We start from the raw sequence: 25,776 nt of genomic DNA on the forward strand, positions 1-25,776 counted from the left end.
TCAGCGTGCCACGGTGTGACAACGGTGGTTTCGGGGCGCCGACCGTACGGCGCGCAGGGCGTATTCGGCGAGCAGCACGGTGGACGCGGTGCCCAGGCTCAGCGCCCATTGGCCCGCGGTCAGCGGCACGGTCCCGAAGACCGTGCCCGCCCAGGGCAGTTGGACCACGGCGACCTGCACGACGAGGACACCGGCCAGGCAGAGCCACAGCGCGCGGTTGCGGAGCTGGAAGCGGCCCAGCACCGGGCCCTCGTCGGTGCGGGCGCCGAGGGCGTTGAACAGCTGGAACAGGACGAACGTGGTGAACGCCATGGTCAGTGCGGTGTCCGGGTCGACGTACGAGCGGGCGACGGCGAAGAGCGTCACGGTGCCCGCGGCCATGACCGCGCCGGCCCAGCCGATGGCGAGGAGTCTGCGGCCGTCCAGGATCCGTTCCCCCGGGTCGCGCGGCGGGTGGCGCATCACGTCGTCGCGGGCGGGGTCGACGGCCAGGGCCATCGCGGGCGGACCGTCCATGATGATGTTGATCCACAGCAGTTGGGCCGCGGTGAGCGGGGAGGGCAGTCCGGCGAGGGAGGCGCTGAGCAGGGTGAGGATCGCGCCGATGTTGGTGGCCAGCTGGAAGCGGACGAACTTGACGATGTTGGCGTAGATGGCCCGCCCTTCGCGGACGGCCCGCACGATCGTGGAGAAGTCGTCGTCGGTGAGGACCATGTCGGCGGCTTCCTTGGCCACGTCCGTGCCGGTGATGCCCATGGCGACACCGATGTGCGCGGCCTTGAGCGCGGCGGCGTCGTTGACACCGTCACCGGTCATGGCGACGACGTGTCCCCGCCCGGTCAGTGCCTGGACGATCGCCACCTTGTGTTCCGGGGCGACCCGGGCGAACACGCCGATGACGTCGACGCGCCCGGCGAGTTGTTCGCCGGTCATCCGGTCCAGGTCGGCGCCCGTCACGACGTCACCGGCGATGTCCAGTTCCCGGGCGATGGCCGCAGCGGTGTCGGCGTGGTCACCGGTGATCATCTTCACGGCCACTCCCGCCGAACGGCACAGGGCGATCGCGTCCCGTGCCTGCGGTCGGGGCGGATCGGCGATCCCGGCGATGGACACCAGGGTCAGCCCGGGCAGTACGGCCGGGGTGAAGGCGCTCGGCGAACCGTCCAACACCGCGGTGGCCGCGCCCAGCACCCGCAGTCCGGAGCTGCCGAACCGCTCCGACACCGCGACGACCTCGTCCCGGCGCTCTTCGTCGAGGGCACGCGGGCCTTCCCCGGTGAGGACGTCGGTGCACATGCCCAGCAGGACGTCGACCGCGCCCTTGACGTGGACGCGGGTACGGCCGTCGGGTTCGGTGTGGAAGGTGGCCATGTACTTGGTGGCACCGTCGAAGGGCAGCTCGCCCACCCGGGGCAGCTCCGCACGGGTCCATTCGGCGTCCACCCCGGCCTTGGCGGCCAGGACGACCAGTGCGGCCTCGGTCGGGTCGCCGATGTAGTAACCGCCGGTCAGGCGTGCGTCGTTGCACAGGGCGAAGGGGAGCACGGCGTCACGGAGATCGTCTGCCGGAGACGTGCCGTCGGCCGGAGGAGTGCCTTCGGTGCCATGGACGCGAACGGCGCCTGTCGTCCCGTACCCCTCCCCCGTGACGTCGTAGAGCCTGCCCGCGCTCCACAAGGTGCGGGTGGTCATCTCGTTGAGGGTGAGCGTGCCGGTCTTGTCGCTGCATACGACGGTCGCCGCACCGAGCGACTCCACCGAGGCGAGCCGTTTGACGATGGCGCCGCGCCGGGCCATGCGGTGCACGCCGAGTGCCAGGGTCAGGGCCAGTACGGCGGGCAGCCCCTCGGGGATCGCGGCGACGGCCAGGGCCACGGCCTGGAGTGCGATGTCCGAGCGGGGCTCGCCGCGGATCCAGGCGCTCAGGGCGTAGGCGACGACCGCGACCCCGCTCAGCAGCGCCAACCGCCTCCCCAGACTGTCCAGTTGTACCTGGAGCGGGCTGGGCGGTTCCGTCCCGGTGCGCAACGCCTCGGCTATGGCGCCGACTTCGGTGCGCATCCCGGTGGCGGTGACGATCATCTCGGCGCGGCCCCGGGTCAGGGCGGTGTTCATGAACAGCATGTCCGTGCGCTCGGCGAGCGGTACCTGGTCGGTCGAGGCGGGGTCAACTGCCGTCACGCTCTTGGTGACCGGCTGGGACTCGCCGGTCAGCGCCGCCTCGTCCACCTCGACGGTCTCCGCGACGGTCAGTCGGCCGTCGGCCGGTACGCGGTCGCCGGCCTCCAGCAGGACCACGTCTCCGGGCACCAGGAGTTCTGCCTTCACCACCTGCTCGGTGCCGTCGCGGCGCACCTTCGCCATGGGCACGAGCATCCGGCGCAGCGCCTCCAGGCTGCGCTCGGCGCGCCGCTCCTGCCAGTAGCCGAGCACGGCGTTGATCTGAAGGACGACGGTGATCACGACCGCGTCCCTGATGTCACCGATGGCTCCGGCCACGACGGCGGCGATCAGCAGGATGACGATGAGCCAGTTGCGGAACTGGTCCAGGAACTTCAGCCACTCGGGGCGCCGGGCCGGTCCGGACAGCTGGTTGGTGCCGTTGACCGCCGTGCGCTCGGAGACCTGTCCCGTGCTCAGCCCCACCCCCGGCACGACGCCGAGCCGGTCGGCCACCTGGGCGGCGCTCTGCCGGTAGGCGTCCGGTCGACCTGCGGAGACCTGCGTGGCGGGGGCTGCGCGTGCGACCTTGCTCTCGGGTTGCCCGGCCGGCGTCGTCATGTGCGTTCCTCGGGTCAGCGGGCTCGTGGATGCTTCCAGCCGTATGACCGGGCGTGAGACGGGGATGTGACACGCCCGGCCGGGGCCACCCGCCACGGACCGCCAGCCGACGGCCACGGTCATCCCGGCGTGAGCCACTGCCGCCGAGGCGGGCCTAACAGCAGCCCGGCGGCCCAGGGTGCCGATGACCCGGTAGCGGCCCGGGGGCATGCCGAGGTGCGCTGCTGCCCGGCGCATGAACGGCACCCCGGTGCGCGGGAGTGGACGGAGTCTGATTCGCACACGGGCCGCACGACGCGGAGGCCGGGGACTACTCCTCCCGGTCTCCACCACCCCAGAACAGGCTGTGCCTGAGCGGCGCGCGGCCGGCCCGGACGGTGCCGGGAGGGGGCGCCCGGCACCGTCCCCTTTTTGTCCCGCGGCTATGGAGCCCGCTGCCAGCCACCGGGCACGCGACGTCACGTCAGTTGGGTCGCGCCGCTCCGGATCGGCTCCTGTCGGCGGCTTCCGGACCCCACTCGTAGACGCGGCCCTTCGACCGGTCGGTGTTCCGTGCGTCGCTCCAGAGCGCTGTGCGCGCTCAACGGCGGCCCCCAGTACCGGGGTTCGCCGGGCCGAGCGAGGCTCAGGCCTCGGCCGACGCCTCGTCGACCACGGCGCTCGCCCGCTTCTCCGGTACCCCGGCCGCGATGAGTGTGGCGACGGCCACCCGGGTGCCGTCGTCCTCCAGCGCCCCGGTGTTGACCTCTTCGAGCAGGGCGATCGTCATCGCCTCCAGGCCGGCGCTCAGTACCCCCGGCGGCAGATGCGAGTGGAAGACGCCGTCCCGCTGGCCCCGCTCCACGATGGCCGTGACCGTGACACGGGCGGGGCGGAGCAGCTCGGCGACCCGGGCCGTGCCCAGGTCCCGCTGGGCGAGTGCGAGGAGCATCCGGTAGCGGTCGCCCACCGGCCACATCGACAACGCGAAGTTCGCGAGCGCCCGCTCGGGCGGTTCCGTGCCCTGCGTTCCGACCGCGACAGCGTCCCGGAGAGCCTCGGCGGCCTCTTCGGCCAGCGCGTCCAGGAGCGCCGCCCGGCCGGGAAAGTGCCCGAAGAGCGTGCGCCTGACGACACCGGAGGCGCGGGCCAGCTCCTCCAGGGTGACGTCGGGGTTCCGCCCGAGCTCCTGGCGCGCGGTCGCCAGGATGCGCGCCCGGTTGGACCGCGCGTTGCTTCGCTGCGGCACACGACCGACGGGCTGGGACACGGAGGGACCTCGATGGGGAACGGACGACAGGCGGGCGCCCCATTCTGGCACGCCGGCTCGGGCGGGCCCCGTACTCCCGCCGATCAGCTCAGGGAGCGATAGAAGTCCAGGTGGAGCCGGGCGGCCGTGGCCCAGGTGTGGTGGGCGGCCAGTCGGCGACCGGCGGTCTGCCGGTCCGGGTCGGGGCGGGTGAGGGCCAGGGCGAGTTCGTCGGCCAGGTCCTGCGGGGAGGTGCCGAAGCGGGCGGCGGGGCCGAAGACCTCGCGCAGGACAGGGAGGTCGCGGACGACCAGCGGGACCCCGGCGGCCAGCGCCTCCATCGCGGCGAGCCCGAAGCCCTCCTTGAGGGAGGGGAAGGCGAACGCTCCGGCGGCCATGACCAGGGCCGGGAGTTCGTCGTCGGGGACCGGGCCGAGGACGACGGGCTCGACGCCGAGTTCCGCCGCCCGGGCCTCCCAGCGGGCCCGGTAGTCCCGGTAGTCGAACAGGGTCTCCCCGCCCGCGACGACCAGCCGCACGTCGGGATGTTCGGCGCGCAGCAGGGCGTACGCCTCCAGGAGGTCGAGGGAGCCCTTGCGGGGTTCGATGCCCCCGACGGTCAGAACGTACCGGCCCAGCCGCGTACGCCATGCCGCCCGCGCCGCCGGGTCGGTGGTCGCGAACCGTTCGTACGCCACTCCGTTGGGGATGACCTCGGCCTTGAGTCCCCAGCCCCGGGCGAGTTCGTCGGCGACCGACCGGGAGACGCACACATGCGCGTACGGCTCGACGATGGCCCGTTCGTGGCAGGCGGCCAGTTCGGGGGTGGTGAAGTGGTCGATGTGGTGGACCGTACGGACGCAGGGGCCCGCCGCGTTGGCGCTGATGCAGTCCTGGGCGTGGACGATGTCGTAGGGGGCGGGGTCGAAGGCGTCGCGCAGGGTCGCGATGGAGCGCAGGACGCGTTCACCGACCGTCTCGGCCTCGGGTCCGTCGGGGAAGGGCACGATCCGGACGCGTACGGCCGGGTCCACGGGCCGGAAGAAGGTGGCGTCGCCGCCCCGGCCGAGCGACCACACCGTGACGTCCTGTCCGGCGGCGGCCAGTGCCTCGGCGAGGGCGAGGGTGTGCACGACTCCGCCGCGCGGCCGGGTCGAGTAGCTGAGCAGGGCGATCCTCAGCGTGGTCATGACGGGGTCTCCCGGTAGGCGGCGGGCCTGCGTTCGTCGAGGTGGCGCAGGACGCGGCGGGCGCGGTCGATCTCGGCGGCGACGTCCACCTCGGCGACCGCGAGGCCCGCCTTGGCCCAGGTGCGGGCGAGGATGTCGCCGCCTGGGCCGACGACCTTGGACTGGCCGAGGAAGCGCATGCCGCCCATCGCGCCGGTCTGGTTGGAGGAGGCGAGGACGACCTGGTTCTCGGCGGCGCGGGACTGGTCGTACAGGTCGAAGAGCTTGGCCTGGCGGTCCTGGGCCATGCGGGGGGCGCGGTTGGTGATGCTGGTGGGCCAGGCGGAGAGGCAGGCGAGGATCTCGGCGCCGTCCAGGGCCAGGGAGCGGGCCGACTCGGGGAACGTCTTGTCGTAGTCGATGAGCATCCCGATCCGGCCGACCGGGGTGTCGAAGGCGTCGAAACGGTCCCCGGGCGCGTACGCGGCCACCTCCCCCGCCGGGAGGTGGACCTTGCGGTGGCGGCCGAGGACACCGTCGCCGCTGACGCAGACGGCGGCGTTGTAGCGCTCGGTGCCGCCGTCCTCGCAGTAGCCGACGCAGACGACCATCTCGGCGGCCAGGCGGGCCACTTGGAGGATCACGGGGTCGTCCGGCTTGAGGGCCGGGGGCAGGGCCTCGGGGTCGGGGTGGCGCAGGTCGGCGAGGTAGCCGCCCAGCGCGGCGTCGGGCAGGACGAGCAGTCCGGCGCCGGAACCTCGCGCGTCGTCGATGAGTTTCGCGATACGGGCGAGGTCGAACTCCAGGTCGCGGCCGAAGTGGGCGGCGGCGGCCGCGATCCGGATGCTGCTCATGCGGTGACTGCTCCTGCGTACGTATAGGTTTCCGGGCGCCGGTCCCGCAGGTGCCCCATGGAGCGGCGGGCGGTCTCCAGGGCCTGGGCGACGTCGAGTTCGGCGACCGCCAGGCCGGCTTCGACTCCGGTGTCGGCGAGGATCTCGCCGCCGGGGTCGACGACCTTGGCGCTGCCGACGAAGCGTAGCGACCCGAAGGTACCCGCCTGGTTGGCGGAGATCCACACGATCTGGTTCTCCAGGGCGCGGGCCCGGTCGAACAGGTCGAAGCGGCGCTTCCAGCGGTCGTTGACGAGATCGGTGACGGCGTTGGTGCGTGCGCCGGGCCAGGCGGAGACGACCACGCCGATCTCGGCGCCGTCGAGGGCCAGCGCGCGGGCCGACTCCGGGAACGCCTTGTCGTAGCAGATCATCATCCCGATCCGGCCGACCGGGGTGTCGAAGGCGTGGAACCGGTCCCCGGAGGCGTAGCTGGCGTCCTCGCTGAGCGGCTGGTGGACCTTGCGGTGGTTGCCGAGCACGCCGTCGCCGTTGACACAGACCACGCTGTTGTAGCGGGCGTCGCCGGCGGCCTCGCAGTAGCCCGCGACGACGGTCATCTCCCCGGCCAGGGCGGCCAGTCGGGCGATCTCGGGGCCGTCGAGGGCGAGCGCGGGCGGACCCTCGTCCAGGGCGCTGTCGTCGTCGAGGCTGAGCAGATAGCCGCCGAGGCAGGCTTCCGGGAGCGCGAGCAGCCGTACGCCCTCCTCCCGGGCCTCCTTGATCAGCCGCTCGGCGGTCGCGAAGTCCTCTTCGAGGTCACGGCCGAACTCGGCGGCCACGGCCGCCATACGCAGGGTGGTCATGCGGTCCCCATCCCGGTCACCGTGGAGGTGACCGCTTCGGTGATCTCTCCGTCGGGCCAGCGCAGCCCGACGCCTTGTCCGTCTGTCAGCTCCCCGCAGACGGCGCCCGTCGCGGGCCCCGCGGGGAGCGGTGGGGCGCCGGGCTCGTCGGTGGTGAGCATCGCGAAGCCGGGGAAGCAGGTCAGCCAGTCGCCCGTCGTCGCGGTCGTCGGCCGGGGTACGGCGGCCACGTCGAGGACGGCTCCGCAGCCGCTCGCCTCGGCGAGCATGCCGAGGGTGCCGGCGATCCCGGCCATCGACACGTCCTTGGCGGCGGCGGGCCGAGCGGCGGCCACCGCGCCGGTCATGGCGCGGAGTTCGTCCGTACGACGGTGACTTGACGAGTCCCACTGGCGGCCCCGGTATCCCGGGCGCCAGTCGCCGCCGAGGTCGGCGGTCAGCCGTACGGCGTGTCCGGGCCGTCCGCCGCCGCCCGGGACGGGGTGCGCGGTGCGGCCGAGTGCGGTCACCGACAGGGCTGCGGGCACGCCGAGTTGGGTGTGTCCGCCCAGCACCGGGACGCCGTACGCCTGTGCGGCGCGGGCGAGTCCGGCGAGGATCTGTCGGGCGTGGGCGACGTCCTTCGCGCCCACGGCGTCGAGGAGTCCGACCGGTGAAGCGCCCATCGCGGCGAGGTCGTTGACGTTCACGAGGACCGCGCACCAGCCCGCCCAGTCGGGGTCGCGCTCGACCATGGACGGCACGATGGCGTCGCATGCGGCGATGAGGTCGGTGCCGGGTACCGGGGCTCCGTCGTCGCCCACGAATCCGGGGCCGCCCGGCAGTTCGTTCACCGCGGGCCGGTGGGGGCTTGTCGCGCAGTTCCCCGCGCCCCTATCGGGGCGCGTGGCCGAACTCGCCGACTCGCCGCCGGGGATGGACCGCGCCTTCGCGCCCAGCGACCTGTCGGCCGGATCCTGGCCGAAAGTGCGGCCCGCCGACCCTGGCAGAGCCGCCAGGAGTTGTCCGAGAGGGGACTTGGTGGCTGCCACCAGGTTCGTGATCCGGTCGATCGGCCAGCGCATCAGGACGTGCGGTGTGTCCGCGACCGTTGTCGGTCGCATCCGGCGCCAGCCGAGTCGTCTGAAGAGGACTTCGTTTCGGGCCTGGACGGTCGCGTCGAAGCGGAGGACGCCCTCGGTCTCCGCCCGTGCACAGGCCGCGCGGACCAGGGCCGCGCCGATGCCGTGCGGGCCACGGGCGCCGCGGGCGACGACGAGCCGGCCGCCGGCCCACCAGCCGATGTCGGGGCCGTCGGTGACCGGGCCGAGACGCACCCCGCCGACCACCGTGCCCTCCGGGTCCCGCGCGACCAGGACGACGGTCCGGGGGTCGCTGTCGCGGTCGTCCAGGTCGTGGTGGGCGAAGAGTCCCTGCTCGTGGACGAAGGCGTCGCGGCGGAGCCGCCGGTAGGCGGCCAGATCCGCCGTGCCGTCCGCCTCCTCGACGCGGAAGGCGGGCAGCATCCGGGCGAGCGTGCTGCGGTCGCCGAGCAGGGCGAGGATGTCCTGCGGCCCGTCCCCGGCCGACGCGACGACGGAACCGTCGAGGTACACGGCGCTCACCCGCCCGCGGTCCGCAGGACACTGCACGCCCCGCAGGCGGCACAGCCGGCCTGCTGGTCGGCGCCGCTCATCCCGGCCGCGCGCAGCTTCGCCGCGACGCCCTCGGTGACGTACCGCAGCAACTCGGCGCTCGGGGCGGCGATCCCGTCGCGGGCGGCGAGCGTGCCGCCCATCGGGCGGTAGGGGACGACGAAGGGGTACACGCCCCGGTCGATCAACTCCCCCGCTCCCGCGACGAGTTCGTCGGGGTCCTCGCCGAGGCCGACGAGGAGGTAGGTGGAGACCCGGTTGGGCCCGAAGACCCGTACCGCCTCGTCCCACGCGGCCTCGTACTCGGCCATCGGGACGGTGGACTTGCCGGGCAGCCAGCGCCCGCGCACCTCGTCGTCGAGCGACTCGACGTGGATGCCGATGGCGGTGGCTCCGGCGTCGTGCAGCTCCCGTATCCACACGAGGTCTCCGGGCGGCTCGCACTGCACCTGGATCGGCAGGCCGGGTACGGCTTCCAACACCGCCCTGACCGACCGTACGAGGTTGCGGGCGCCCCGGTCGGGGCCGGCCGTCGTGCCGGTGGTCATCACCATCTGCCTGACGCCGTCCAACCGCACGGCCGCCTCGGCGACTTCGGCGAGCTGGGCGGGCGTCTTGGCGGCGACCGTCGCACCGGAGCGCAGGGACTCCTCGATGGTGCAGAAGCGGCAGCGGTCGGACTCGGCGTAGCGGATACAGGTCTGGACGACGGTGGTGGCGAGGACGTCGGCACCGTGCAGACGGGCGATCTGCTCGTAGCGGATGCCGTCGGCGGTCGTCAGGTCGTAGAACTTCGGGCGGCGTACGGCGGTCAGGGTCAGGCCGGTGTCCTCCTCGCCGAGCCAGACCTTGCCGTCGCGTACGGAGTAGGGGCTGTCGGGGTTGGTGGGCAGCGCGGCGTTGGCACCGTCGACAAGGACGTGCCCGTCGTCGCTGGGCCCCGCGCCGTCCGGCCGCCGCACGGGCGCGTCCAACGCCACGCCGTGCAGGGCGAGTTCGGCGCGGGTCATGATCCGCACGTCCACCGCTGTGTTGGTGCCAACGCTCACGGTCCGCCCCTTACAGCTGGTAGGTGGAGTTGATGATGGCGCCCTTGCGCGCGTAGTGGATCAGCGCGTCCTGGACGTCCAGGGGGTGGGTGGGGATGACGCCCTCGATGAGGTCCTCCTCGCGGGCGCCGTGCAGGGACAGTCCGAAACGGCAGCAGTAGGCCTTACCGCCCTCGGCGATGAACGTCTTGAGCTGGTTGTTGATGTTGTGCTCGCCGGGGAAGGCGGAGTTGCCGACGGTCGGGAAGCCGCGGGTGGCAAGGCAGTTGAGCGAGCCCGGGCCGTAGAAGTAGATGGCGGTCTCGAAGCCCTTGCGCAGGGCGCGGGTCGCCTGGAGGACGGCAACGAAGGAGACCGAGGACTCGTGGGCGATGCCGTGGACGAGGGTGAAGTAGGTCTCGCCGTTCTCGGCCTGGTAGTCGGGGAAGACCTTCGTGGAGCCGTAGATGCTGCTGCCGTCGGCGAGCGAGGGGTGCGGGATCTCGTCGAGGGACTTCTGCTCGACGTCGGAGAGTTCGGCGGTGACGACGGATTCGGACATGGTTGTCTCCTTGTACGTGCTGGAACTGAAAGGGGAGCGGGGTCAGTCGTAGAGCGCGGCGAACGTGTCCCTGAAGACGAGTTCGCCGAGTTCGCCGCCGCCGGTCGCTTCGGCGAGCCGGGCGTACTCGCCCGTGAAGTCGCCCCACGGCTGGTCGCTGGCGAAGAGCACGCGGTCGTGGCCGATACCGCGGCGCTCGATCTCCTGGGCCAGCCAGCGGGGTGTGAAGCCGATGGCCCAGGAGAGGTCGGTGTAGACGCGCTTGCCGGCGGTGATCCAGTCGAAGAACCGGGAGCCGACGAGCTTGATGTGGCCGCTCATCCCGCCGCCGAAGTGCACGAGATGGACGGGCACCCGGTCGGCGTACCAGTCGACCAGGTGGCCGACCTCGTCGATGTCGGAGGCGGCGCCGGGCGAGGTGTGGACGTGGACGACCAGGTTGTGGTGCTCTGCGACCTGGAAGATGCGGTCCAGCATCGGGCGGCAGGCCGGGTCGGTGGGGCGTCCGCCGAGCAGGAAACTCAACTTCAGTGCCTTCACGCCCTGTTCACCGGCCAGGGCGAGGGCCCGCGCTGTGCGGTGCTCGTCCTCGGGGCGCGGGGACACCCACAGTCCGGCCCGGATGCGGTCGTCGCTCTGGGCGGCCTCGATCGCCAACTCGTTGAAGGAGAAGGCGAGATCGGGGTCGGGGACGCCGTAGTTGGGGATGACGAGGGCGCGTTCGGTGCCCTCGGCGTCCATGTCGGCGACCAGTTGCTTGACGGTGGCGCGGGCGGTGGTGTCGGGGTTGACGGGCGGTCCGCCGTAGAAGGGGTACGCGGGCAGGACGCCGATGTGGCGGTGTGCGTCGAAGACCATGGTCGGGATACCTCCTTCAGCCGATCGGGAGCGCGGAGGCGAGTTCGCTGGGGGCGCCGGTGAGGGTGCCGCAGACATCGGCCATACGGCGGGACACGTCGATGTGGTTCGCGAGGAACTCGGCGTCCCTGCCCACCGCTTCGAAGCGTCCGGAGCCCCAGGAGTACTGCCAGGGCAGGCCCAGGAAGTACAGGCCGGGGGTGCTGGTGGCGCCCCGCCAGTGCATGGGGTAGCCGCGGCCGTCGAAGGCGGGTATCTCGATCCAGCGGTGGTCGCGGGTGAACCCGGTGGACCAGACGACGGAGGTGATGCCGGCCGCCTCCAGGTCCAGGGCGGGCGTATGCCCGGAGGGCTCCCACACCGGTACGTACCGGGGCTCGTCGGGGGCCGTGATCTTCCGCGCGGTGATGTGGGCGTCGATGCTGTCCTTGATGCCCTCGGCCACGGCGTCCGCCCGGTCGAGGTTGGCCTTGAGGTCGTCGGCGAACTCCAGGCGCGTACCGTCACTGCCGCCGATGCCCGTCAGCCGTCCGTGCAGGCGCATTCCGTCGCGGGCGAAGGCCCGCAGATCGATGTCACGGCCTCCGTCGCGCCCGGTGACGTAGTGGTTGACGCGCATCCGGACGGCGCCGGCGTCGTCGAACTCGTCGATGCTCTTGTCGTAGTAGCCCATGTCGTCCAGCCAGGCGACGCAGTCCCGGCCCCGGTAGAAGCGGGCGACGCGGGGTGCGCTGCCGACGGCCAGATGGACCTGCCGGCCGGCCAGATGGAGATCCTCGGCTATCTGGCAGCCGGACTGTCCGGTGCCGACCACCAGGACGGCTCCGTCGGGGAGCTGGTCCGCGTTGCGGTAGCCGGAGGAGTGGATCTGCTCGATCCCGGCGGGCAGTCGCTCGGCCATCCTCGGGATGGACGGGGTGTGGTAGGGACCGGCGGCCACGACGACCTGGTCGGCGGTGAACTCCCCTTCGTCGGTGGACAGTTCGAAGACGCCGCCAGCACCCCGGCGCAGTCCGGTGACGGCGACACCCTCCCGCAGCGGGGGCTGGAAGGAGGCGACGTACCCCTCCAGATAGCGGATGATCTCGTCGCGGACCATGAAGCCGTCGGGGTCGTCCCCCTGGTAGGGGTAACCGGGCAGTTTGCACTGCCAGTTGGGCGTCACCAGGCAGAAGGAGTCCCAGCGGCGCTCGCGCCACTCGTGGCCGACCCGGTTCCGCTCGACGACGACATGCTCGATGCCGCGCTCACGCAGGCAGTAGCTGACCGACAGACCGGCCTGGCCGCCGCCGACGACCGCCACCGGGAAGTGGGCCCCGGCCAGCCTCGGCGCGCTCACCGCATGCTCCCGTCGGCGTTGCTGAGTGCCTCGACGGCGACCTCGGCCCCGTCGAGGGAGGCGTACGCGGCTGCCGTCCGTTCGAGCTGCGCCAGCTGGTCGGAGGCCCCGGTGCAGGCGAATCCGTACTTCTCGCGCACCCGGTCGCTCGCGATTCCGAGCGCGGTCCGGCTTCGCTCCAGGAAGTCGCCGAGTTCGTAGACGCCGCCGGGGGCGAGGTAGTCCTCGATTACGGTGGAAGGTGAATAGCAGCGCTGGGTCTCGCCGTCGGGCCAGCGCACATGGAAATACAGCTCAGGCATGAAATCCTCCATGCGGGGCGCCGAGGTTCGGTCACCTCGCCGCTGCTTCTGACGACCACTTCAGCCAGCGCGAATTACCGAACGGCGTCATCCGGAATAAGGCGGAGTTACATAGCCCTCACGCCAAGTGCCCTCACATGCACGCAGAGTTGCCTCTGAGGCAAATCGAATGCTCCGAATGCCGTGCTGCCACGGAGAAATGAACTTGCCGCGCCGCTCAGGGCTTTTCGACCTGTCGGGCCAATTCATGGAGATGGACCGCGAGCTGAAGCCTCAGGGCGTTGTCCGGCTGCTGCCATTCGGGCCCGAGCAGGCCGCCGATGCGCTCGATCCGCTTGAGGAGGGTGTTGGTGTGGATGTGCCGGGCGCGGGCGCGCAGGGCGAGTTCGGTGGAGAACGGGCGCGGGGCGGTGAGGAGTTGGGTGAGGAGTTCGCCCCGGACGCGTTCCTCGGCCCGGACGACGGCGTCCTGGGTCAGGGTCAGCAGGGCCGCGGTCTGTGCCGCGCGTTCGAGGATGCGTGCCTCGACCGGGTCCGGGTCGCCGTGGCGGGACAGGACGAGGGCGCCCATGTGGGTGGCGCCGACGACGACCGCCGCCACGGTGTGCCGCAGGGTGTCGCCACGCTCGACGGTGACACAGCGCCCGGACCTGCGGCTCTCCTCGATGCCGGGGGCGACCGCCTCGGCCATGGGCGGGGAGGCGGAAAGGACGGCGTGCTCACGGACCTGTGCCTCGCCCTCGTCGGCAGGCTCTCCGCGGGCGACGAGGACACGCTGGGCGTGGTCGAGGACGAGGACTCCACCGCCCAGGGTGTCCACGACGAGATCGGCGACGGCGCCCACGTCACCGCCGGCCAGCACCACACGGGTGAGCGCCTCGTGGACGGCCTCGGCCGCCTCGATCGTGGCGTACGCCGTCTCCAGGGCGTGCAGCGCGCGGCGGCTCTCGTCGTAGAGCCGGGCGTTCTCCAGCGCCACCGCCGCGTGGTCGCCGAAGGCGCTCAGCAGGGCGACATCGTCCCGGACGAACGGCCGCTCCTGACGGTTCGCCGCGATCAGCGTGCCGAGGAACCGGCCACCCGCGATCAGCGGGACCCCGAGCATCGACACGATGCCCTCCGCCTCGATGGAACTGTCGATACCCGGATGGTGGACGATCTCGGTCGACGCCAGATAGTCACTCGCCCAGTACGGGGCCCGGGTCGTGGCCACCCGCCCGGCGATGCCGACATGGGCAGGACCGTGCGTCCGCTCGGCGAACCCGGGGGTGACCGTCCCGGCCGTGGCGCGCACCCGCAGATACGCCCCGTCCTCCTCCAGCACCGCCAGATACGCGAGATCGGTACCGATCAGGTCATGAGCGTGCCCGACGACACTGGCCAGCACCTCCTCGACTCCGCGCAGCACGGTCAGCGACCGTGCCGTGGCGTACAGACTGGACAGCTCCCGCTCCCGACGACGCTGCCGCTGGAGCTGTTCGTCCTCGGTGCGGTCCATCAGATGTCCTAGCTCACCACGGTCACAGGGTGGGTGAATCATACGCCGGACACGGACGAAGAGTGGAGGATTCACACCTCTTCCGGGCCGGTGAGCGGCCGTAACGTTCCCCGCAACGAGCGAACCGAGTGAACGCCGTCGCGGCCGAGATGGAGTACGAGACGTGTCTTCCGTAGTGCGTGTAGCGGCCGTACAGGCCGAACCCAAGTGGCTGGACCTCGACGCCGGGGTGGACCACGCCGTGGACCTGATCGCCCAGGCCGCCGCCGGCGGAGCCGAGCTGGTCGCCTTCCCCGAGGTGTTCCTGCCCGGCTACCCGTGGTGGATCTGGCTGGACTCCCCCCTCGCCGGCATGCAGTACGTCCCCCGGTACGCGGACAACTCCATGACCCGCGACGGAGAACACCTCGCCCGTATCGCCGCGGCCGCCGCCGAACACCGCATCTTCGTCGTCCTCGGCTTCGCCGAACGCACCGTCACCGGCAGCCTCTACATGGCCCAGGCCACCATCGACGACACCGGCCGCGTGCTCGCCGTACGCCGCAAACTCAAGCCCACCCACGCCGAACGCACCGTCTTCGGCGAGGGCGACGGCAGCGACATCCAGGTCCACGAGACCAGACTCGGCCGCCTGGGCGCGCTGAACTGCGCCGAGCACATCCAGCCGCTGACCAAGTACACGATGTACAGCAAGGGCGAGCAGATCCACGTCGCGTCCTGGCCGAGCTTCTCCGTCTACCGGGGCATGGCGACCGCGCTCGGGCCCGAGGTGAACACGGCCGTCAGCCTGGTCTACGCCGTCGAGGGCCAGACCTTCGTCCTCGCGCCCTGCGCCACGGTCGGCCAGGCGGGACAGGACCTGTTCTGCGACACCGACGCCAAGCGGGAACTCCTCCTCCAGGGCGGCGGATTCACCCGCATCTACGGCCCCGAGGGCACCGAACTCGCCAAGCCCCTGCCCGAGACCGAGGAGGGCATCCTCTACGCCGACCTCGACTCCGACCTCCTCGCCATCGCCAAACACGCCTACGACCCGGCCGGCCACTACTCCCGCCCCGACGTCTTCCGCCTCACCTTCGACCCCCGCCCGAAGGAGCGCGTCGAGTACGTCGACCCGGCTGCCGACGGGGCCGTCACCGAGCCGAAGGAGTCCGGCACGGACGTCGTCGCGCCCGACTGACCACCCCCGGACACACATCCCCGAATACCCGCATGTCCCGTGAAAGGAACGACGCCATGAGCGCCAACGACCCCTTCGCCCGCCTCCCCGAGGCAGCGACCTTCACCCTCACCAGCACCACACTCACCGACGGCGCCCCACTGCCCGTCGAGCAGATGTCCGGCCTCTTCGGCATCCCGGGCGGCAAGGACGTCTCCCCGCAACTGTCCTGGAGCGACGCCCCCGAGGGCACCCGGAGCTACGCCGTCACGATGTACGACCCGGACGCCCCGACCGGCTCCGGCTTCTGGCACTGGGCCGTGGCCGACCTCCCCGCCACCGTCACCGACCTGCCCGAGGGCGTCGGCGACGACACCGGATCCAACCTGCCCGAGGGCGCCTTCCAGGTACCCAACGACGCCCGCACCGGACGCTTCATCGGCGCGGCCCCGCCGGCCGGACACGGCGCCCACCGCTACGTCTTCGTGGTGCACGCCCTCGACGTCGAGAACATCGCCATCCCGGCCGACTCCACCCCCGCCTTCCTCGGCTTCACCATGGCCCGCCACATCCTCGGCCGCGCGATCCTCACCGCCACCGCCGAGACCCCCGCCTGACCATCACGTCGGACAGGCCGCCAGGCCGCCAGGCCGCCAGGCCGCCAGGCCGACGGATCATCGATGACGCCGCGAAGGAGCGGGCTCCGATGAGAGGCTGATCGGGTCCGGTCTCCGTGTTCGACCAAGCGTCTCGTCGAAGAAGCCCGCCGAAGGATCGAGGAATGTCCGTGCCCGAGCCGCAGCCCGTCCCGCAGTCGGTACTGAGCCCGCTCACCAACTCCGCCGTCTTCCTGGTCGTGACCGTCGATCCCGGCGGGGAGCCGGTCGTACGGGAGTTGCTCACCGACCTCTCCGGTCTGGTGCGGGCCGTCGGTTTCCGGATTCCGGAAGGGGAGCTGACCTGCGTCGCGGGCATCGGCTCCGAGGCCTGGGACCGGCTGTTCACCGGTCCCAGGCCGGCCGAGCTGCATCCCTTCCGGGAAGTCGTCGGCGCCAAGCACACCGCGCCCGCCACCCCGGGCGATCTGCTCTTCCACATCAAGGCCCGGCAGCCGGACCTCTGCTTCGAGCTGGCCACCCAGCTGATGGACCGGCTGCGCGGCGCGGTCACCGTCCGGGACGAGGTGTCCGGCTTCAAGTACTTCGACGAACGCGACCTGCTCGGTTTCGTCGACGGCACCGAGAACCCCACCGGGCCCGCCGCGAACACGGCCGTCGTCATCGGTGACGCCGATCCGGACCAGGACCCGGACTTCACCGGCGGCAGCTATGTCATCGTGCAGAAGTACCTGCACGACCTGCCCGCGTGGAACGCCCTGCCGGTCGAGGCGCAGGAACGGGCGGTCGGCCGCCACAAGCTCTCCGACATCGAGCTGCCCGACGACGTCAAGCCCGCCGACTCGCATGTCGCGCTCACCTCGATCACCGACCCCGACGGCATCGAACGGGAGATCCTGCGCAGCAACATGCCCTTCGGGGCACCCGGGCGCGGGGAGTTCGGCACGTACTTCATCGGCTACTCCAGCACCCCGTCGGTCATCGAGCGCATGCTGGAGAACATGTTCATCGGCGATCCGCCGGGCAGCCACGACCGCCTGCTCGACTTCTCCATCGCGGTCACCGGCACGCTGTTCCACGTACCGACCGTCGACTTCCTCGACGACCTGCCCGCTGCCCCGGAAGCGGCGGTCCGGGTCCGGGCCGCCGACGGTCTCCTGTCTGCGGAACAATAGACAGCCGTACTGAGAGGGGTTGTCGTGCAGGTAGCCGTGGTCACCTTCGACGGGTTCAACGAACTCGACAGTTTCATCGCGTCCGCGCTGATCAACCGCTGCCGCAAGGACGGTCTGGAGGCCTTCATCACGACGCCGACGCCGGTGGTCACGTCGATGAACGGCGTCGAGGTGACCGGGCAGCGTCCGATGGAGTTCGTGTCCGAGGCCGATGTCGTGCTGGTCGGCAGCGGGGTGAAGGCGCGCGAGGTGGTCGCCGACGACCGGCTGATCGCCAGGCTGCCGCTCGACCCCGCACGGCAGTTGATCGGTTCCCAGTGCTCCGGCGCGCTGGTGCTCGCCCGGCTCGGTCTGCTGGGTGACATGCCCGCCTGTACGGACCGGACGAGCCGCCCCTTCGTCGAGGCGCGTGGCGTCACCGTGCTGGACGCGCCGTTCCACGCCGAGGGGAACATCGCGACGGCGGGCGGCTGCATGGCGTCGCAGTACCTCGCCACCTGGGTGATCACCCGGACGCTCGGGGAGGCCGCCGCGCGAGCCGTCCTCGACTACGTGGCTCCGGTGGGAGAAAACGAGCAGAGCGTCGAGCGCGCCCTGCGTGCCGTCCACGCGGGCGAGGCCGCACTGCGCTGACGCAGCACCAAGCCCTACGAGTGCTTCACGAGCGTCCCCCGCGCCGAAAGGCTGGTGGGCCGGGTGCGGAGCACCTCCTCGACGGAGGAGAGGGCGAACCGCACCGCGCCCGTGATCACGGCCTCGTCGCCCAGCGCGGACAGCCGCCACTGCGGCAGGTCGACGAGGAGACTGCCGGCCTCCTCCTCGGCGGCGGCCAGGAGGAGTTCCGCCGCCGGCAGCAGGCCGGGGACGGGGAAGAGGCTGGTGCCGAGCACGACCAGCGCCGGGTCGAGCGCGAGCAGCACGGGCGCGATCCCGGCGGCCAGTCTCCGGCCGTACGAGGTGATGGCCGCGACCGCTTCCGGGTCCCCCGAGGCAGCGTCACGGACGCTGTCCGGGACCAGGGGTTCGAGGCCGGGCTGGGACGACGTACTGCCGGGGAAGCGGATGAACCCGATCTCACCGGCCGCGCCCCGGTGTCCGCGCAGCAGCCGTCCCCCGGTGATGACACCGGCGCCGAGGCGTTCGCCGAGCAGGACGAACACCATCTCGTCGGCCGCGCCGCCGACCCCGCGCCACTGCTCGCCCAGTGCGGCGAGGTTGGCGTCGTTCTCGACGGCCACCGGGCAGCCGAGGGTGTCGCTCAGGACGGTGACGATGTCCGCCTCGGCCCAGCCCTTGAGGTTGTCGGCCTGCCGGATCCGGGTGTTGCCGCGGTTCACCAGACCGGGGGTGCCCACCGTCGCGGCCCACACCCGTGGGGCGTCGGCTCCCGAGCGGTCAATTGCGCGCTGTACTACGGCAGTTACGGCACGGGCACGGGCCTGGCCGCCCAAGTCGGCGCGTACCGCCGTCCGTTCGACGGCCACCGGCCTGCCGTCGAGGTCGGCCAGACAGGCGCTCACCGAGCGGGCCCGTACGTCCACCCCGACGACGAAGCCCGCGTGCGGGCGGAAGCGGAACCGGCGGGCCGGGCGGCCGGGTGAGCGCTGGCCCCGGGCGGAGACGGCCGGGGCGACCTCGATGAGGCCGCAGTCGGTGAGTTCCTCGACGATCGCCTCGACCGTGGGCCGGGAGAGCTTCGTCGCCTCGGCCAGTGCGGCGAGCCGGGGGTGCGGGTCCGTCGAGCGGACGGCGGCGAGAACGGCCGCCGCGTTCGTGGCCCGCAGGTCCGCGACGCCCACCACCGCCGGGAGTTCACGCCCGGGCGGGGACGGCTCCGGCAGTCCGCCGAGCGGCCACCACGTCTGCGGCACCAATGATCAACCTCCTGAGCAGCGGGCACATCGGGGACCGGCACCGATCGTCCCGACGATAACAATCCAGCCGTGAGTGCTTGACGCGGACCGGACCCACTCTGATTATAAAACGCAACTGCGTTATCGAACCAGGGCGCATGCCTCCCCGTCGCGCCCCTGCCCCTCTCCTCTCTCTTCTTCTCTCCCTCGGCTTCCCTGTCCCGTCATGCCCAGGAGATCTCATGAGCCCCATGAGCCCCAGTCCGTCGTCCCCGTCCAGACGTACGTTCCTCGCAGCCACCGGCGCGATCGGCGCCATGGCGCTCGCCGCGTGCAGTGAGCTGACCCCGGGCGCCTCGTCGTCCGACAAGAGCAGCACCGGCCCCGTCTCCACCGCCGTACCGGCCGACAAGATCACGCTGGTGGTCGCCGACGCCGACGACACCACCATGACCCCCGGTCTGCTCGCGGCCTTCCGCGCGAAGCACCCCAACATCACCGTCAAGCGCCAGTACACGGGCTGGGACGACTACCTCAAGAGCATCAACACCACGATGTCCGCCGACAGCGCGCCCGACATCGCCCAGTTCACGTCGGGCATGCAGAACCTCGTCCCCGGGCGGCTGCTGCTCAAGGTCGGCGAGTACGGCAAGGCGTACGGCTGGGCGGAGAAGTTCCCCGGCCTGGACCAGATCACCCTCACCCAGGACGGCAAGACCGTCGGCACCGGTGACCTGTACGGAGTGGGCGCGGGCCTGTCGTTCGAGGGCGTCTACTACAACAAGACCAAGGCGAAGGAACTGGGCCTGACCACTCCCCCGGCCACGCTCGCGGAGCTGGAGGCCCTGTTCGCCAAGGCCAAGGCGGCCGGTGAGACCGCGCTGGTCGCAGGCAATCTCGACGGCGGTCTCAACCACCCCTTCAACGTGCTGCTCTCGGCCTATCTGACCCCGAAGGACCGCGAGGCGTGGGCCTTCGGCCACCAGAGCGCCACCATCGTGCTGCCGGAGGCGAAGACAGCGGCGGAGACGCTGCTGCGGTGGGTGGACAAGGGGTACGTCACCCCGAAGGTCAACGGGGTCAGCGACAACGACGCCACCGCCGCGTTCGCCAAGGGCGAGGGCGTCTTCCGGATCAGCGGCAACTGGGCGGCGGCAGCGGTGGCCAAGGGCCTTGGCGAGCGGGCCGGTTACTTCAACATGCCGCCCGTCACAGCCGGCGGAAAGGTTCGCACCACCGGCGCCGGCGTGTACTACTGCGTGTCCAGCAAGTCCAAGAACGCGGCGGCGGCAGCCGCGTTCCTCGACTTCGCGGCGAGCGCGCAGGCAGCCGCCGTGACCGCCAAGGCGGGCTTCATGGCTCCCGACGCGGGCGCCATGCCGAGCCAGAGCGGACTGATCGGCGATGTCCAGGCGGGCTGGCAGACGATCGTCAAGGACGCCGGGCTTCAGCCGTTCATCCAGAACTCCTCGACCCCGACGATGGGCGACACCCTCACCACCCAGCTCCAGCTGCTTGTCGGCGGCAAGGTGACCCCCGAGAAGTTCCTGGCCGGGCTCCAGACGGACTACGAGAACTACCACAAATGACCACTGCCGACCGGCGACTGACGGAGCCCGCCCGCGCCCTCGCCGCCCCGCGCCCGACGAAGCCCGCGCCGGACCGTGCCGGGCGCGGGGACCGCCGTACGGCACGGTCCGGCCGCCGCCGACGCCGGGCCGTGGCGTTGCTGTACCTGCTGCCGGCCCTGCTCCCCTACACGCTGTTCTCCGTCCTGCCGATGCTGCACACCGCCTACCTCTCGTTCTTCGACTGGGACGGCGTGACCCTCCCCTCCTTCGTCGGCCTCGACAACTACCGGCGTATAGGCACCGATCCGCAACTGCGCGCCGCCGCCTGGCATGCGGGCGCGCTGATCCTGTTCTTCTCCGTGCTGCCGATCTGTGTCGGCCTGGTCACGGCGGCGATCGTCTCCCGGCGGGCCGGGCGCCGGGGCACCGGCCTGGTCCGTACGGTGCTGTTCCTGCCGCAGGTCATCCCGCTGGTCGCGGTCGGCATCCTGTGGCGCTGGGTGTACGCCGAGGACGGCATCCTCAACCAGGGGCTGCGGGCGGTCGGTCTGGGCGGGTTCGCCGACGCCTGGCTGGGCAGCTTCACCTGGGCCCTGCCGGCCGTCGGGCTGATCGGGACGTGGGTCGTGTCGGGCCTGTGCATGGTGCTGTTCCTGTCCGGGACCCAGCGCATCGACCAGGAGATCTACGAGGCGGCGCGGATGGACGGGGCGGGCCCCGTACGGGAGTTCTGGTCGATCACCGTCCCCCTCCTGCGCCCGGAGTTCGCGGTGGCGCTGTCCATCACCGTGATCGCGGCCCTGTCCAGCTTCGACCTCATCTACATCACCACCGGGGGCGGCCCGGGCAACAGCACGGTCGTCCCCGGCATCCTCATCTACCGGCTGGCGTTCGGGGGCGGCGCGGTCGGGGTGGCCAGCGCGCTGGCGATCGTCCTGACGGCGGTCATCTCGGTGGCCGTCCTGGTGATCAACCGGCTGTCCAGGGAGGCACCGTGACCTCGCTGACGTCGACGACTCCACCGGCTGCTCCGGCGCGAGCGGTCGCCGGACGGCTGGCGGCGCCCGTCGTCCTCCTCCTGTTCATGGCCGCCGTACTCGTGCCGTTCGCCTCCCTGCTGCTGGCGGCGCTCCAGCCCGCGGGCGCCCCGCTGACGGGTTTCGCCCTGCCGGACGGGCTGCACTTCGAGAACTTCTCCCGGGCCTGGTCGGCGGCGGGGTTCGGCACGCTGCTGCGGTCGAGTGTGGTGATCGCGGTGTGCGTGGTGCCGGCCGCGGTGGTGTGCGCGACGCTGGCCGGATACGCGCTGGCGACCCTGGACGTGCCCGGCCGGGGGCGGTTCTACGCGTTTCTGCTGCTCGGGCTGTCGATCCCCACCGAGGGCACGGTCATCCCGCTCTACTACGACCTGCGTGCCGTGGGGCTGACGAACACCGTGCCGGGGCTGGCGCTCGCGGAGATCGGGGCGTTCATGCCGTTCGGGGTGTTCTGGATGCGCGCCCACTTCGCGACCATGCCGCGCAGTCTCATCGAGGCGGCCCGGCTTGACGGTGCCTCGTCGTGGGTGACGCTCTGGCGGATCCTGTTGCCCAGCTCCCGTCCGGCGGTGACCACGCTGGGTGTTCTGTACTTCGTGTGGAGCTGGAACCAGTTCCTGCTCCCGCTGATCCTGATCCAGGACCCGGCCCGGCGGACGGCCCCCGCCGGACTGGGCTTCTTCACCGGGCAGTTCGGTGTCGACGTGCCGCTGCTCGCCGCCGCCACGCTGATCGTGATCGCCCCGGTGGTGCTCGTCTATCTGTTCTTCCAGCGGCACTTCATCAGTGGCGTGCTCAGCGGCGCCCTCAAGGGCTGACCGCACCCGGAAACGTACGCACAGGAGGTCGGAGATTTCCATGGCAGAACTCGAAGTCGCGCTGATCGGCGCGGGCGGCATCGCCCGCACGCATCTGCCCGCGTGGACGGCCCTCGGCGCGCGGGTACGCCTCTACGCGCCCGACGGCCAAGCCCCGGCCCTGGCCCGCGAGTTCGGCGCGACATCGGTGGGCTCCCTGGGTGAGGCGCTCGACGGGGCCGGTGTGGTGGATGTGTGCACCCCGACCGACACCCACCGGGAGATCACCCTGGCCGCCGTGGCGGCCGGCGCCCATGTCCTGTGCGAGAAGCCCCTCGCGCTCGGCGCGGCCGAGGCGGAGGAGATGGCCGACGCGGCGGAGGCTGCCGGGGTGCGCCTGTACCCGGGCCATGTCGTGCGGTTCTTCCCCGCCTACGCCCGACTGCGCGACCTCGTCGCCGGGGGCGGCCTGGGGCGGGTGGCGGTCGCCCGGTTCACCCGGACCGGGCGCTATCCCACCTGGAGCGGCTGGTTCGCCGACCCGGCGCGTTCCGGCGGGATCCTGACGGACCAGATGATCCACGACATGGACATCGCGCGCTGGCTCTTCGGCGACGTCGTCCGGGTCCACGCCCGGCAGCAGGGGCACCTCACCGCCCCGGCGCCGGAAGGGGCGGTCGCCACCGGGACCGCCGTACTCACCCACGCGAGCGGCACGATCTCCCAGGTCGTGGGGGTGTGGGGGCCACCGGCGACACCGTTCCGTACGACGTTCCATGTGTCGGGCACCGGCGGCACCGTCGAGCACGACTCCCTGGCCCACCTGGATCTGCGGATCACCGGCGCCGTGTCCAGTGGCCCGGCGGCGGGCATACCGGCCGGGGACTTCGGGGAGTCGCCCTACGTCACCCAGATCCGCGAGTTCGCCGAGGCCTTCGCGGGCGGTCCGGAACCCCGGGTGAGCGGCCGGGACGGCGTGGCGGCCGTCCGTATGGCCGAGGCCGCGGCCGAGTCGGCGCGTACCGGACGGGCCGTGTCGATCGCCCCGCAGGCAACCACCGTACGCACGAAGGGAATCGAGCAGTGAGAGTCGCCGTACTGTCCTTCGCCCATCTGCACGCCGCGACCTACATCAGGCTGCTGCGCGACCGCGACGGCATCGAACTGATCACCGCGGACCCCGAGGCCCCGCCCGGCGACCCCACCCGGGGCCGGGCCCTCGCCGAGGGGCTCGGCGCCGACTACGCGGACACCTGGGACGAGGTGTTCGCGCTGCGCCCCGACGCCGTCGTGGTCACCAGCGAGAACGCCCGCCACCGGCACCTGGTCGAACGGGCCGCCGCGAGCGGGGCCCACGTGCTGTGCGAGAAGCCCCTCGCGACGACGGAGGCGGACGCCCAGGCCATGATCGACGCCTGTGCCCGGGCCGGGGTGCGGTTGATGACCGCCTATCCCGTACGGTTCAGCCCCGCGTTCACCGCCCTGCGCGGCGCCCTGGCCGACGGCTCGCTCGGCGGGCTGATCAGCGTCCACGGCGCCAACAACGGCTCGAATCCCGCCCGTTCGCACCCCTGGTTCGCCGACCCCGAACTGTCGGGCGGCGGCGCGCTGGCCGACCACACCGTCCACATCGCCGACCTCGTGGACGCGCTGCTGGACGGTGAGCAGGCGACGGAGGTGTACGCCCAGGCGAACAGCGTCCTCGACGACGGCGGCCCCACGCCGGACGTGGAGACGGCGGGCCTTGTCACCATCCGGTACCCGGGCGGACTGGTCGCCGCCGTGGACGCCAGCTGGAGCCATCCGCCGGACCACCCGACCTGGGGCGGGCTCGCGATGACCTGCGTCGCCGAGAAGGCGATCGTGGAGTTCGACGCCTTCCCCCCGCTGCTCGGCGGCTTCAACTCCGTTACCGGAAGCGGCCGTTGGGAGGCGGGCGGGGCGGATCTGGACGCCGCCATGCTCGACGAGTTCCTCGACGCGGTACGCACGGGGCGGCGCCCCTCTCCCGACGGCGAGGCGGGCCTGCGCACCCTGCGGATCGTGCTGGCGGCCTACGAGTCGCTGCGCACGGGCCAGCCGGTCGCGCTGCCGGTGGGGTAGGGGCGGGAAGGCTCTAGGCCGCGCCGAGCAGGATGTCCCGCATGGACCCCATCCCGTACTTGTTCTCGCGGCTGGACAGTTCCGCGACCTCGGTCAGGATCGGCCGGATGTCGATCCCGGCCGTCCGCGCGTCCGCGCACAGGTCGCGCAGCGAGAGCAGTTCGTCGCGGGTGTCGTTGCCGTGGTCGACGGCGGACATGTGCAGCAGCCGCTGCCGGAAGCCGTCCGGGGTGGGTTCGACGGGCAGGTGGGTGGCCCAACGGAAGGCGGTGTAGCGGGAGAAGAGCCCGCGCACCGACTCGCGAACCGTCTCGTCGCCCTGCGCGTAGACGGCGATCAGGGCCCGCAGCGCGGCCTCGGCCTCCGCCCGGACACCCGCCTCGTCCATGGGGGCCGGCCGCTGCCGCATCTTGTCCGCCCAGTCGGGATCGCTGGTGTCCACCCGCCGGTTCGCGAGGGGCCGCAGGGCCGCGTCGACCAGGGCGACCTGTTCCTCGATGCCGGCGATGTCGTCGATCGTGGTCATCAGCTCCGTGTCTCTGCGGGCTCGGGTGCGCGGTCCGCCACCTGGGGGTCCGTGTCCCCGCTCCGGTACTTGGCCCGCTGGATCTGTTCGTAAACGTGGGCGCGGAGTTCGGCGAAGCGGGGGCTGGAGCGGGTGTGCAGCTGGTCGCGTTCGTCGGGGAGGTCGATGGTGAGGTCCTCCTGTACGACGGTCGGTGACTTGGACAGGATGACGGTGCGCTGGCCGAGATAGACGGCCTCGTCGATGTCGTGGGTGACGAACAGGACGGTGACGCCGAGTTCGCGCCACAACTCCCGGATCAGATCCTCCAGTTCGGCGCGGGTCTGTGCGTCGACGGCTGCGAAGGGCTCGTCCATGAGCAGCACCTTCGGCTCGTAGGCGACGGCGCGGGCGATGGCGACGCGCTGCTGCATGCCTCCGGAGAGCTGCCAGGGGTAGGCCTCGTGGGCGTCGGCGAGCCCGACCACCTCCAGCGCGCGGTCCACGAGTTCCCGCTCGCGGGCCTTGCCGAGCTTCTTGCGGCGCAGCGGCAGGGCGACGTTGTCGCGGACGTTCATCCAGGCGAACAGGGAACGCCCGTACTCCTGGAACACCACGGCCATGCCCGGCGGTGGCCCGGCGACCGGCCGTCCCTCCAGGAGCACTTCACCGGCGGTGGGGTCGAGCAGTCCCGCCATGCATTTCAGCAGCGTCGTCTTGCCGCAGCCCGACGGCCCGACCAGGCACACGAGTTCACCCGCACCGATGTGAAAGGTCAGGTTCCGCAGGGCTTCGACCTTGCGGTTGCGGCCGGTGTAGACCTTCTGAAGGTTGCGTACGTCGAGCATCGACGGCTCCGTT

The 25,776-nt window shown here is 71.7% G+C and carries 24 protein-coding genes; 9 read left to right on the plus strand and 15 right to left on the minus strand.

Annotated elements, in window-relative coordinates:
• From OG787_RS01700 to OG787_RS01755, 12 genes are all read right to left on the minus strand, one after another.
• Nucleotides 1-3,018: a cation-translocating P-type ATPase gene (locus OG787_RS01700; RefSeq protein WP_405534065.1), complete on the minus strand. Its 3,018-nt coding sequence runs from the start codon at nucleotides 3,016-3,018 to the stop codon at nucleotides 1-3.
• 388 nt (nucleotides 3,019-3,406) lie between these two features.
• A complete protein-coding gene (locus OG787_RS01705; protein ID WP_369034255.1) occupies nucleotides 3,407-4,030 on the minus strand; it encodes a TetR/AcrR family transcriptional regulator in 624 nt (207 codons plus the stop codon).
• Between the two features lie 83 nt (nucleotides 4,031-4,113).
• On the minus strand, nucleotides 4,114-5,199 hold the full coding sequence (locus tag OG787_RS01710) for an MSMEG_0565 family glycosyltransferase (RefSeq protein ID WP_405534066.1): 1,086 nt from the start codon (nucleotides 5,197-5,199) through the stop codon (nucleotides 4,114-4,116).
• The gene (locus tag OG787_RS01715; protein ID WP_369034257.1) at nucleotides 5,196-6,032 is read right to left on the minus strand and encodes a carbon-nitrogen hydrolase family protein; all 837 of its coding nucleotides are present in this window, start codon (nucleotides 6,030-6,032) and stop codon (nucleotides 5,196-5,198) included. The genes OG787_RS01710 and OG787_RS01715 overlap by 4 nt, the downstream gene beginning before the upstream one ends.
• On the minus strand, nucleotides 6,029-6,877 hold the full coding sequence (locus OG787_RS01720; RefSeq protein WP_369034258.1) for a carbon-nitrogen hydrolase family protein: 849 nt from the start codon (nucleotides 6,875-6,877) through the stop codon (nucleotides 6,029-6,031). Before OG787_RS01720 ends, OG787_RS01715 begins: the two co-directional genes overlap by 4 nt.
• Complete coding sequence (locus OG787_RS01725) at nucleotides 6,874-8,472, minus strand: MSMEG_0567/sll0787 family protein (RefSeq protein ID WP_369034268.1); 1,599 nt, start codon at nucleotides 8,470-8,472, stop codon at nucleotides 6,874-6,876. Before OG787_RS01725 ends, OG787_RS01720 begins: the two co-directional genes overlap by 4 nt.
• Nucleotides 8,473-8,477: 5 nt before the next feature.
• On the minus strand, nucleotides 8,478-9,560 hold the full coding sequence (locus tag OG787_RS01730) for an MSMEG_0568 family radical SAM protein (protein WP_369034259.1): 1,083 nt from the start codon (nucleotides 9,558-9,560) through the stop codon (nucleotides 8,478-8,480).
• A gap of 10 nt (nucleotides 9,561-9,570) precedes the next feature.
• A complete protein-coding gene (locus OG787_RS01735) occupies nucleotides 9,571-10,101 on the minus strand; it encodes an MSMEG_0572/Sll0783 family nitrogen starvation response protein (protein WP_369034260.1) in 531 nt (176 codons plus the stop codon).
• A gap of 42 nt (nucleotides 10,102-10,143) precedes the next feature.
• Nucleotides 10,144-10,959, minus strand: coding sequence for an amidohydrolase family protein (locus OG787_RS01740; RefSeq protein ID WP_369034261.1), 816 nt, complete (start codon nucleotides 10,957-10,959; stop codon nucleotides 10,144-10,146).
• Nucleotides 10,960-10,975: 16 nt separating this feature from the next.
• A complete protein-coding gene (locus tag OG787_RS01745) occupies nucleotides 10,976-12,298 on the minus strand; it encodes an MSMEG_0569 family flavin-dependent oxidoreductase (RefSeq protein WP_369034262.1) in 1,323 nt (440 codons plus the stop codon).
• The gene (locus OG787_RS01750; protein WP_369034263.1) at nucleotides 12,295-12,600 is read right to left on the minus strand and encodes an MSMEG_0570 family nitrogen starvation response protein; all 306 of its coding nucleotides are present in this window, start codon (nucleotides 12,598-12,600) and stop codon (nucleotides 12,295-12,297) included. Before OG787_RS01750 ends, OG787_RS01745 begins: the two co-directional genes overlap by 4 nt.
• A 217-nt stretch (nucleotides 12,601-12,817) precedes the next feature.
• On the minus strand, nucleotides 12,818-14,098 hold the full coding sequence (locus OG787_RS01755) for a GAF domain-containing protein (RefSeq protein WP_405534067.1): 1,281 nt from the start codon (nucleotides 14,096-14,098) through the stop codon (nucleotides 12,818-12,820).
• Between the two features lie 163 nt (nucleotides 14,099-14,261).
• Between OG787_RS01755 and OG787_RS01760 the strand changes: the two genes are divergently transcribed.
• The 4 genes from OG787_RS01760 (at nucleotide 14,262) to OG787_RS01775 (ending at nucleotide 17,682) form a co-directional block, all read left to right on the plus strand.
• A complete protein-coding gene (locus OG787_RS01760; RefSeq protein WP_405534068.1) occupies nucleotides 14,262-15,278 on the plus strand; it encodes a carbon-nitrogen hydrolase family protein in 1,017 nt (338 codons plus the stop codon).
• A gap of 56 nt (nucleotides 15,279-15,334) precedes the next feature.
• The gene (locus OG787_RS01765) at nucleotides 15,335-15,874 is read left to right on the plus strand and encodes a YbhB/YbcL family Raf kinase inhibitor-like protein (RefSeq protein ID WP_369032254.1); all 540 of its coding nucleotides are present in this window, start codon (nucleotides 15,335-15,337) and stop codon (nucleotides 15,872-15,874) included.
• A gap of 164 nt (nucleotides 15,875-16,038) precedes the next feature.
• Complete coding sequence (locus OG787_RS01770) at nucleotides 16,039-17,049, plus strand: Dyp-type peroxidase (protein WP_405534069.1); 1,011 nt, start codon at nucleotides 16,039-16,041, stop codon at nucleotides 17,047-17,049.
• 24 nt (nucleotides 17,050-17,073) lie between these two features.
• Nucleotides 17,074-17,682: a DJ-1/PfpI family protein gene (locus OG787_RS01775; RefSeq protein WP_405534070.1), complete on the plus strand. Its 609-nt coding sequence runs from the start codon at nucleotides 17,074-17,076 to the stop codon at nucleotides 17,680-17,682.
• Nucleotides 17,683-17,696: 14 nt separating this feature from the next.
• On the opposite strand, the gene OG787_RS01780 is transcribed toward OG787_RS01775, so the two are convergent.
• On the minus strand, nucleotides 17,697-18,920 hold the full coding sequence (locus tag OG787_RS01780; protein ID WP_405534071.1) for an ROK family protein: 1,224 nt from the start codon (nucleotides 18,918-18,920) through the stop codon (nucleotides 17,697-17,699).
• 224 nt (nucleotides 18,921-19,144) lie between these two features.
• Here OG787_RS01780 and OG787_RS01785 point away from each other — a divergent pair, with 224 nt between their 5' ends.
• From OG787_RS01785 to OG787_RS01805, 5 genes are read left to right on the plus strand one after another with little or no spacing between them, the layout of a single operon-like run.
• Entirely contained in the window at nucleotides 19,145-20,491 is a 1,347-nt protein-coding gene (locus OG787_RS01785) for an ABC transporter substrate-binding protein (protein ID WP_369036354.1), read from the plus strand.
• Nucleotides 20,488-21,471, plus strand: a complete 984-nt coding sequence (locus tag OG787_RS01790) for a carbohydrate ABC transporter permease (RefSeq protein ID WP_369036355.1) — start codon at nucleotides 20,488-20,490, stop codon at nucleotides 21,469-21,471. The genes OG787_RS01785 and OG787_RS01790 overlap by 4 nt, the downstream gene beginning before the upstream one ends.
• Nucleotides 21,468-22,328: a carbohydrate ABC transporter permease gene (locus tag OG787_RS01795; RefSeq protein WP_369036356.1), complete on the plus strand. Its 861-nt coding sequence runs from the start codon at nucleotides 21,468-21,470 to the stop codon at nucleotides 22,326-22,328. The genes OG787_RS01790 and OG787_RS01795 overlap by 4 nt, the downstream gene beginning before the upstream one ends.
• 40 nt (nucleotides 22,329-22,368) lie before the next feature.
• Nucleotides 22,369-23,394 carry a Gfo/Idh/MocA family protein gene (locus OG787_RS01800; RefSeq protein ID WP_405534072.1) on the plus strand — a complete coding sequence of 342 codons (1,026 nt, stop codon included), beginning with the start codon at nucleotides 22,369-22,371 and terminating at the stop codon, nucleotides 23,392-23,394.
• Complete coding sequence (locus tag OG787_RS01805; protein ID WP_369036358.1) at nucleotides 23,391-24,410, plus strand: Gfo/Idh/MocA family protein; 1,020 nt, start codon at nucleotides 23,391-23,393, stop codon at nucleotides 24,408-24,410. Before OG787_RS01800 ends, OG787_RS01805 begins: the two co-directional genes overlap by 4 nt.
• 13 nt (nucleotides 24,411-24,423) lie before the next feature.
• Here the strand turns inward: OG787_RS01805 and OG787_RS01810 are convergent, their stop codons facing one another.
• The gene (locus OG787_RS01810; RefSeq protein ID WP_405534073.1) at nucleotides 24,424-24,936 is read right to left on the minus strand and encodes a hypothetical protein; all 513 of its coding nucleotides are present in this window, start codon (nucleotides 24,934-24,936) and stop codon (nucleotides 24,424-24,426) included.
• Nucleotides 24,936-25,763, minus strand: coding sequence for an ABC transporter ATP-binding protein (locus OG787_RS01815; protein WP_405534074.1), 828 nt, complete (start codon nucleotides 25,761-25,763; stop codon nucleotides 24,936-24,938). Before OG787_RS01815 ends, OG787_RS01810 begins: the two co-directional genes overlap by 1 nt.
• Nucleotides 25,764-25,776 lie beyond the last annotated feature (13 nt).

Origin of the sequence: Streptomyces sp. NBC_00075 (genome assembly GCF_045041225.1) — a bacterium.
In the GTDB taxonomy this organism is placed as follows: domain Bacteria; phylum Actinomycetota; class Actinomycetes; order Streptomycetales; family Streptomycetaceae; genus Streptomyces; species Streptomyces adonidis.

What these genes read in the sequence shown, in the direction of transcription:
- OG787_RS01700 (WP_405534065.1), bottom strand. Translation starts at nt 3,018, where the DNA reads ATGCGCCGGGCAGCAGCGCACCTCGGCATGCCCCCGGGCCGCTACCGG.
- OG787_RS01710 (WP_405534066.1), bottom strand. Translation starts at nt 5,199, where the DNA reads ATGACCACGCTGAGGATCGCCCTGCTCAGCTACTCGACCCGGCCGCGC.
- OG787_RS01715 (WP_369034257.1), bottom strand. Translation starts at nt 6,032, where the DNA reads ATGAGCAGCATCCGGATCGCGGCCGCCGCCGCCCACTTCGGCCGCGAC.
- OG787_RS01720 (WP_369034258.1), bottom strand. Translation starts at nt 6,877, where the DNA reads ATGACCACCCTGCGTATGGCGGCCGTGGCCGCCGAGTTCGGCCGTGAC.
- OG787_RS01735 (WP_369034260.1), bottom strand. Translation starts at nt 10,101, where the DNA reads ATGTCCGAATCCGTCGTCACCGCCGAACTCTCCGACGTCGAGCAGAAG.
- OG787_RS01740 (WP_369034261.1), bottom strand. Translation starts at nt 10,959, where the DNA reads ATGGTCTTCGACGCACACCGCCACATCGGCGTCCTGCCCGCGTACCCC.
- OG787_RS01750 (WP_369034263.1), bottom strand. Translation starts at nt 12,600, where the DNA reads ATGCCTGAGCTGTATTTCCATGTGCGCTGGCCCGACGGCGAGACCCAG.
- OG787_RS01755 (WP_405534067.1), bottom strand. Translation starts at nt 14,098, where the DNA reads ATGGACCGCACCGAGGACGAACAGCTCCAGCGGCAGCGTCGTCGGGAG.
- OG787_RS01765 (WP_369032254.1), top strand. Translation starts at nt 15,335, where the DNA reads ATGAGCGCCAACGACCCCTTCGCCCGCCTCCCCGAGGCAGCGACCTTC.
- OG787_RS01770 (WP_405534069.1), top strand. Translation starts at nt 16,039, where the DNA reads ATGTCCGTGCCCGAGCCGCAGCCCGTCCCGCAGTCGGTACTGAGCCCG.
- OG787_RS01785 (WP_369036354.1), top strand. Translation starts at nt 19,145, where the DNA reads ATGAGCCCCATGAGCCCCAGTCCGTCGTCCCCGTCCAGACGTACGTTC.
- OG787_RS01790 (WP_369036355.1), top strand. Translation starts at nt 20,488, where the DNA reads ATGACCACTGCCGACCGGCGACTGACGGAGCCCGCCCGCGCCCTCGCC.
- OG787_RS01800 (WP_405534072.1), top strand. Translation starts at nt 22,369, where the DNA reads ATGGCAGAACTCGAAGTCGCGCTGATCGGCGCGGGCGGCATCGCCCGC.
- OG787_RS01810 (WP_405534073.1), bottom strand. Translation starts at nt 24,936, where the DNA reads ATGACCACGATCGACGACATCGCCGGCATCGAGGAACAGGTCGCCCTG.
- OG787_RS01815 (WP_405534074.1), bottom strand. Translation starts at nt 25,763, where the DNA reads ATGCTCGACGTACGCAACCTTCAGAAGGTCTACACCGGCCGCAACCGC.